This is a genomic window from Pararhodobacter sp. SW119 (assembly GCF_017811755.1).
Classification (GTDB): domain Bacteria; phylum Pseudomonadota; class Alphaproteobacteria; order Rhodobacterales; family Rhodobacteraceae; genus Pararhodobacter.
In genome coordinates, this window is sequence record NZ_JADDJF010000093.1 from 1 (window position 1) to 6,884 (window position 6,884).

Below are 6,884 nucleotides of genomic sequence, written 5' to 3' on the forward strand. Positions count from 1 at the left end.
GCGCATTGAACAGGAAGTTATTTCTCGCCGACACCGGCGACAAATCAAAGAACGTGCGGGCTTCGCCGAAGCTTTTGCAATGCCTGATGATCGGCGTGAAGATGAACGAGTTCGGCACGATGCCCTTCGCCGTGACCTCATCCAGGACCTTTTGGGCTTGTGGAAGATCCTCGGACTTCCTGGAAAGTATGCCGTAGGCCTTCAGATTCAGGTCGATCCCGAGCTCCTCGGATTCCCTAAGGATGCTTTCGGCCTCGGAAAAGCGCCCACACCGCAAGGCGGCGGAATTGAGGGCAGCTCGATACGAAGCAGAGTAGGTTTCGCGGAGGTCCTTCTCGCCGAACGGAAGGGTCTCCAAAACTCTTCTGTAGGTGTCCTTCGCGTCGAAATAGAGTCCACGCTCATGCTCCATGGCAGCCAACCGGGCTCGATCAGCTATGTAGAGGAGTGCGCGTGCCTTGTTGGCCTCTTCTAGGTCCGACGCGTAATCTACGATCTCGCGTCTCTTGCGTAAGGCTGCTTCATAATCGCCGCTATCAAGGAATTTCTGAAGTTCAGCTTGGCGCCGGGCGTACTCCTGATCTCCGATGAGATTGGCACCGGTCGAAGGATGGATGCCCTCTTCCCGAGCTTGGCGCTGTATCACTTCGAAGTTCATCTGCTCGATCTGTGTGAGTTCCTGCATGGGCAGGCGGAATTCATCCCCTTCGAGTTCCCGACGCTTGCGCCACTGTTTAATCTCATCTTGTCGAGCCGCTTTGTTCCTCATGTGGTCACGTTTTGAAGCGCGCTCGAACACCCTGCGCCAAGCTTGGGAATATTGCTCGCGGCTTTCCGGAATTGTGTGTTCCGAGATGCAAAAAATCCTGAGAAGCTCAGCGAAGGCGGGGCCTGTGTGCTCTGGACAACCGCGACCCTCTTTCCACGCCTTTATGGCCGAATGGCTGACCGGCTGCCAATCGTTTTGGCCGGATTTGCCCTGCTTGATGACCTGGCTCTTCGCTGCTAAATAGGTTGGGCCTTTCCATCGCGCACCCTCATCATCGGGTAGCCCGAGTCCGACTTCCATCGCGGTGTCCAGCAGGATCGCGAAAGGCATCGACCATGCTTCAGCCGGTGGCTGGCGGTTAAACACGTCCAAGCTCCCCAACAGCGTTAGCCGTACGTTAGCCGGCTAACCCGTTCCGATCCACCCGTTTCGGCTGTACCTTGAAGTTGCTGAAGCGGACACGCGGTGTGGATCGCAAGGCAACAGAGGAGAAAAGGCAATGGCCAAGTACAACCCTCCGCACGGCACTCTGGACTTCCTGCTCGCTGGCTCGAAGGAGTCGAAGCGGATGTCCAGAGCGAACGACGACTACCGTCGTGGGTACCATCAGGGCAAGGGCCGTCGCGACGGTTCGCGCTAAGAGGCTCGACGCGCGAAGCAACCATTATCAGCGAAGGAGAGAAGAGATGGGAAACGGTGGCAAGGGCGGCGCTGGCCGCGGGAATGCCGGGAGCGGTGGCCAACGGGGCGGCGGCCGGGGCAGCTCGGGCGGCGGTACCGGGACCCGCGGGAAGTAGTGTCTGGCCGACATACCTAGCTAGAGCGACAACGCTCTGGTGACCCGCAGAATCCCTGAGTAACCATGGAACGAGTAAGCGAGTAGCGCAAGACTAAATCCAGTGAAACGCGTCCGGGCAGGCCTTCTGCCCGGGCGCACTCTTTTTCGCCTGCCAACAGTGTTTGGCAACGACATTCATCTCGCTGCGGACAATGACGTGGCTCATGACCGGCGTCCCGCCCTCCCCGCCATGAACCTCTCGAACGTATCCTCTGTTGGCTCTTCATCGAGCTCGGCTACTTCCCAACGCGATGGCGCCCGGTCGGGATAGAGCAGCAACGAGATGGTCATCTCGTTGCTCGGCGAAAACACCGTCATTTCATGAACCGGTTCGGCTCCCAACCAGACGCCGGCAGGGTGGCGGTGGCCATAGCGGCCGGTGTCCCAGTCTACCTCTTTCGCGGCAAGTGAGGCAGGTGGCAGCTCGATCACGTTCTGCCGCGCTGCGTAGTAGATGCCCGACTTGATCAAGGGCTCGCTGGACCATGCCCAGTCGATAAAACCCTCTTTGCCCACAACGATCATGGCGCGCTTGTTGGTGATGGTCAGCCATTTCAGGATCGCTGCCGTGAGTGACACCCTGTAGCGATCCGCCAACTCGTTCATCACGTCCATGTCGACCAACCGTCCCTTGATCCGGGCGCGGAAGTCATCGAGCGGCATCAGGAGGTAGGAGGCGAAGGTGTTGGCCTCTCCCTCGATCTTGTTTCGACCCACATCCCAATCCGCCATGTTGCGGTTGCTGCATTCAAGGCCACCAGGATGGGCCTGGCGGTGCAGTAGATAATGGCCAAGCTCGTGGGCCAGCGTGAAATTGCGCCGGCCCGGGGAGCGAATAGTCTCGTTGTAGATGATGCCCCATTCGCCCGATCCGTTCCGGCGGGGCGTCAGCATGCCGTCGACGCCCCTGGACAGGTTCAGCCCGCCGACCATTGTGATCGGCGCGTCCGGAAACACTTGTTGCGAGAAGTCCTGAGCCAGCGCCGCCACATCGATAGGAAAACGCGGCAGGCCGTGCGCCGCCTGGTGCAGCGACAGGATCTGGGTCAGGCGGATCGCCCAGCCCTTCGGTGTCGTCGGCAGGCTCAATGCTTCTTGCCCCACACGTCGATCATCTGCTTGATCTTCGCCTGATCTTCGGGCTCGAGCTTGCTGAACTTGCGGAAGAAGGCCTCTTTGAGGATCTCGTCGCTGGGTTCCTCGCTCTCGTCGAGAAGGTAATCTGTCGTGACGTCGAGAGCCTGCGCGATGCGGGTCAGCTTTTCGCCGGAAGGCTTGCGAGTGTCGCGGTTTTCGAGTTCCCAGATATAGCTCTTGCTCGAGCCGGTGAGCTCGGCGAGCTTATCTAGGGAGTACCCCTTCTCCTGTCGGTGGCGTTTGATCTTGGCGCCGAGGGACGTGGTCATCGTATCATCCTTGCTTCCTTGGCCGCATGATTCATGTTCGGTATGTAGAACAAAATCGTAATGAACAAGTAGACATGATAGTGTGTTCGGTATATATCGAACACCAGCGTATCGCTACGCTGATTCTCTCCTCTTCCCGGCCTAGAAAGGGCTTCCATGACTGCTATTGCCGCATTCCTTCGCAAGACCCCGATCACCCGCCTGCAGGATTACTTCACTGCTCGCGGGTTCATTTCCCTCTCGCCGATTGATTGGACCAAGCCTGAGCCGGAGGTGGTTGAACCGCTGGTCAAGGCGGTCGATAACATGTCCGATGACGAGAAGCTGCGCGTCGTCCTCGACGCCGGCCGGGTCGCCGCCCTCGCCGATGAGCCAGGCCAGAACGCGCTGCAGAACGTCGTCCTCAACCGGACCCTGTTTGACAAGCTCGAGGGGGCGAACAATCGCTCACTCTGGGTCTTTCTGAGGGAGCCTGACCGGTTCCGCCTGGCCGAAGAGGTGCGCTACAACGATGAGCGCCGACGGGGGCGGTCATGGAGCGGCTTTGAGGTCGAAAAGGGCTGCGCGGTGCGCCGGGATCCGGTTTCTGTTGCGGCCTTCACCAACGCGGTCCGTGACAGGTTCGCCACCCCGCATGTCCATGTCGATGTCTTCGACCGCCATCGCGTCATCCTCGACGATCAGGAGTGCGATCTCGTCCAGGTGGCCGTGTATCGGGAGGGGAGGCCGGAAGACATGTTGGGTTTCGACGCGAACAGCACGCTGTCGCGCCGGATCGTGAAGCCTGTCTTCGAGGCGGCGCTGACCTATGAGACCGACACCGGCGTCATCGAGGTGGTGGCCAACACGCGCGAAGACCGGCAGGATCTGACCGCGTTCATGGCGCGCGACCTACTCGGGATCGATTACAAAGAAAAGCCGATCCCGCTGCGGGAATACGACGTCAGCATGCTGCTGAAGCCATTCGACTTTCCCACGGATGATGAAGACGGCATCGAGGGGGTCACTGTGAAGGAGCTGCGCTTCATGGAACTGGGTGAGCGCGGCGAGCGCATTACGCTCGAGTCCATGTCGGGCGCAGAACGGTCAATCTGGGAGATGGCCGAGAAGCGGATCGGTCTGGACATTGGTAGCACCGGGCGTGTGTTGTCGATCGCGACGGAGGCACCTGAATGGGTCATCACGCGCGCGCGTTTCACGATCAAGTTCCGGCCCGGACCAGATGGGGGTCGCGGAAAGTCCCTGACGCTCACTGTCACCATGCCCCACGGCTGCAACGTGAAGGACATGACCCCGCATGAGCGCCTGATCGGCGAGAAGTACTTGCGGCGCTGGGGCATACTGACCGATTCTGGCGATATCGGTGATCTCAATGAGTAAGTGCGCCGTGGATCTGTTGCTGCAGGTGATGGAAACCCGTGCCGCCAAGGTGCAGGTGGCTGCGCTGAAGCAAGTGGCAGCTCGGGCAGCAGACAGATTGATCGAGGCCAAACTGCTGGTGGCGACCGGGCGCATCCCGGTCGTGGCCGCCATGGATGGCTATGAGGACGAGCCCATCCCGGCGGAGTGGTGCTCGGAGCGCGGGCAGTATGGCTATCGCGACAGCATCGGGCATTGGATCACCGTCGAAGCGGGGGAGATCGCCGCCTGTGCCGTCGACTATCCGCTGGCAATTGCCAGGATGCTGGTGGCCTTCGAACGCGCCGGGCCTTCGCGCCCGAGCCCTTTGATCGACGGCTTTGTCTGGGATATCGGAACCATCAGGCTGACGGGTCCGAAGTCGCTGGTGCCGGTCTGGTTCGCGCGGCGCCTTTCTGATCCTGCCGTCTGGACGCGTCTCGATGCCCTTCTCGAGCGCAGGCCACCTGACGAGGTCCGGGCCATCCTGACGTCGACCCCGGGCGATCGCCTCCCCATCACACCCAACAAGCGGAACGTGATCGTTGGCGTGGTCGATGTGCTCGGCACCCCAAGCAAGCTGGCGATCTCGCCGCAAGCGCTCGGTGCGCGCGTATTTCCTGGCCAGGTTCAGCGCCGGTTCCCGATCGACCATTCGGAGGATTGCGGAATCGTTTGGCTTCGAGGAGAGGCGATCACGTTCAGCGGGGACAAGCAGCGTCATCTCCTTCAGTCGCTGTTCGCAGCTTATTGGTCGAAGTCACCAGTCCTGCGCGTAGCAGCGGTGCTGGAAGAGGCGGGCTATGGCGGCCAAGTGAACACGCTGAAGAAAGCGTTCGGACGGCGCGACGACTGGCGTAGCTTCATCAGGTACGATGACGGGAACTGCTGGATCGAGCCCTCCTGAATGATCTCGTCGCCACAACCACCGATGATGACAGCCAAGGGCAGATCGTGGTAAATTTGAGGTTCTTTTTTGAAGGAGGAGGCCATGAAACGTGCTTATGCGGTGGCTCTTTTTTTTACGGTGATACCGGCGGTCGCTTCGGCCCAGATGTATACCGTCCCAGACGATGAATACAGGGACATGTCCCCCCCGACGCCTAGCATGCAGCCGGACGTTCGACTTGGAACTGCCGGAGTAGCACAGCCGGACCCTATCGAACCCAACAGACCGCCCTTTATCGTGACAACGGGCGGTACAGTCATTCCCTCTGGCACCCCGGACGCTCTGATTTACTACCCTAGTTCTCAGACACAGGGACCGTTACAGACGGGACTTGAGATGCCGATCGCCCAAGGCGAAATTCCGATGCCTCCGCTTCCGGAGGACGGAGTCGGACAGTTCACCAGCATCGTTCAGGCGGGAATTGAATCCTGCGAGCAGTCAGCGGGCTGGACAATGGATGTGGCACGCGCTCTGGACTATGCTTTGGCAACAGGCGAGGCCGGATTGATCGAGCAGGCACTGCGTCAACTTGGACTTCCCGATGAAGCGCTGCCGGACGCCGCACGGCACGTGCTGACGACCGCGACAGGTTTCCTGGAGGAACAGCAGCAGGACGGCGTTCATGTTGTTTCGGCGTTTGCCTCAGCAAATGACCCGCTTAACACGCAAATTAACGGTTTCCCACCGGGGGGAGGCATCAGCCCGCCTGCGCCGATCGTCAACCCGCTCGAACACATCGTCCAGGATGCGGCATGTAAGTTTACGGTCTGCCAGTCTACCCCGACCGGGGTCACAGATCCCGGTAACATAACAACACCGGAGAACGTAATAACCCCCGGCAACTGAAAAGCATCCGAAGTGGCTGGCCTGATGCGTGGTTTCCGGCGGCCCTTCAGGTTTGGCTAAAGCCACAGTGATTCGTAGGCTCGAAGCCGTCCCGGCGCGGCTTCAAAGCGAAGTGCCGCCTCGGATCTTGATCTTGGAATTGCGTCAGCCGATCGTACTCCGAGAGGTGGCTTAGCAGTTCGGACAGGTGAATACTCCCGGTCGTTGCCTCCGCTGACCAGGCCGCGCGATGCGCGACAGGCGTATGAAGGGGTCCGGAAGCACTGCGCAAGAGGCGCAGGCAGGACTCGACGGAAGTTGAAGTCGGTCCCTTCGAACGCTCCAAGCCGGCACTATCTGTCGAAGATATTTTTGAGAGATACTCCATCTGACACCTCCGATCGCATTTCGGTCTCAGCAGAAAATGCGGTCAACCGAAGAATTTGTTTTCAACATTTACCGGGCCGTCCTTTGGGGATGCCTTTTTTGCATTTTCGGGCGTCGTTTCTCCCCAACTCCCTGTTTGCCTCCCTGCTGCCTCCCCGGCGCTTCCCTGGTCGTCCCTCATTGTCCTTCGCAGGCATTAGCCCAAACGCGAAGGAGACGAAGATGTCGGTCACGCATTTTAACCAGGTCGAGCTGGCGGCTCGATGGAAGATCAGCCCGCGCACGCTTGAGCGCTGGCGCTGGACGGGCGAG

Annotated in this window: 7 protein-coding genes; 4 read left to right on the forward strand and 3 right to left on the reverse strand. The window is 59.8% G+C overall.

Translation table 11 applies throughout. From position 1 onward, the window contains the following. On the reverse strand, positions 1-1,135 hold a 1,135-nt coding region (locus tag IM708_RS19915; protein ID WP_209428319.1), incomplete at its 3' end, for a hypothetical protein. A gap of 133 nt (positions 1,136-1,268) precedes the next feature. Between IM708_RS19915 and IM708_RS19920 the strand changes: the two genes are divergently transcribed. Beyond that, complete coding sequence (locus IM708_RS19920; protein WP_209428320.1) at positions 1,269-1,409, forward strand: hypothetical protein; 141 nt, start codon at positions 1,269-1,271, stop codon at positions 1,407-1,409. Between the two features lie 360 nt (positions 1,410-1,769). Here IM708_RS19920 and IM708_RS19925 read toward each other — a convergent pair whose 3' ends face one another. Further along, positions 1,770-2,696 (reverse strand): ImmA/IrrE family metallo-endopeptidase, encoded by a 927-nt coding sequence (locus tag IM708_RS19925; protein WP_209428321.1) that lies wholly within the window; start codon positions 2,694-2,696, stop codon positions 1,770-1,772. Further along, positions 2,693-3,013, reverse strand: a complete 321-nt coding sequence (locus tag IM708_RS19930; protein ID WP_209428322.1) for a helix-turn-helix transcriptional regulator — start codon at positions 3,011-3,013, stop codon at positions 2,693-2,695. Before IM708_RS19930 ends, IM708_RS19925 begins: the two co-directional genes overlap by 4 nt. A 156-nt stretch (positions 3,014-3,169) precedes the next feature. Between IM708_RS19930 and IM708_RS19935 the strand changes: the two genes are divergently transcribed. The 3 genes from IM708_RS19935 to IM708_RS19945 all read left to right on the forward strand — a co-directional run bounded on the left by IM708_RS19935 (position 3,170) and on the right by IM708_RS19945 (position 6,206). Beyond that, a complete protein-coding gene (locus tag IM708_RS19935) occupies positions 3,170-4,393 on the forward strand; it encodes a hypothetical protein (RefSeq protein ID WP_209428323.1) in 1,224 nt (407 codons plus the stop codon). A 7-nt stretch (positions 4,394-4,400) separates the two neighbouring features. After that, positions 4,401-5,318: a hypothetical protein gene (locus IM708_RS19940; RefSeq protein WP_209428324.1), complete on the forward strand. Its 918-nt coding sequence runs from the start codon at positions 4,401-4,403 to the stop codon at positions 5,316-5,318. Between the two features lie 378 nt (positions 5,319-5,696). Then, complete coding sequence (locus tag IM708_RS19945; protein WP_209428325.1) at positions 5,697-6,206, forward strand: hypothetical protein; 510 nt, start codon at positions 5,697-5,699, stop codon at positions 6,204-6,206. The last annotated feature ends 678 nt before the right edge of the window (positions 6,207-6,884 follow it).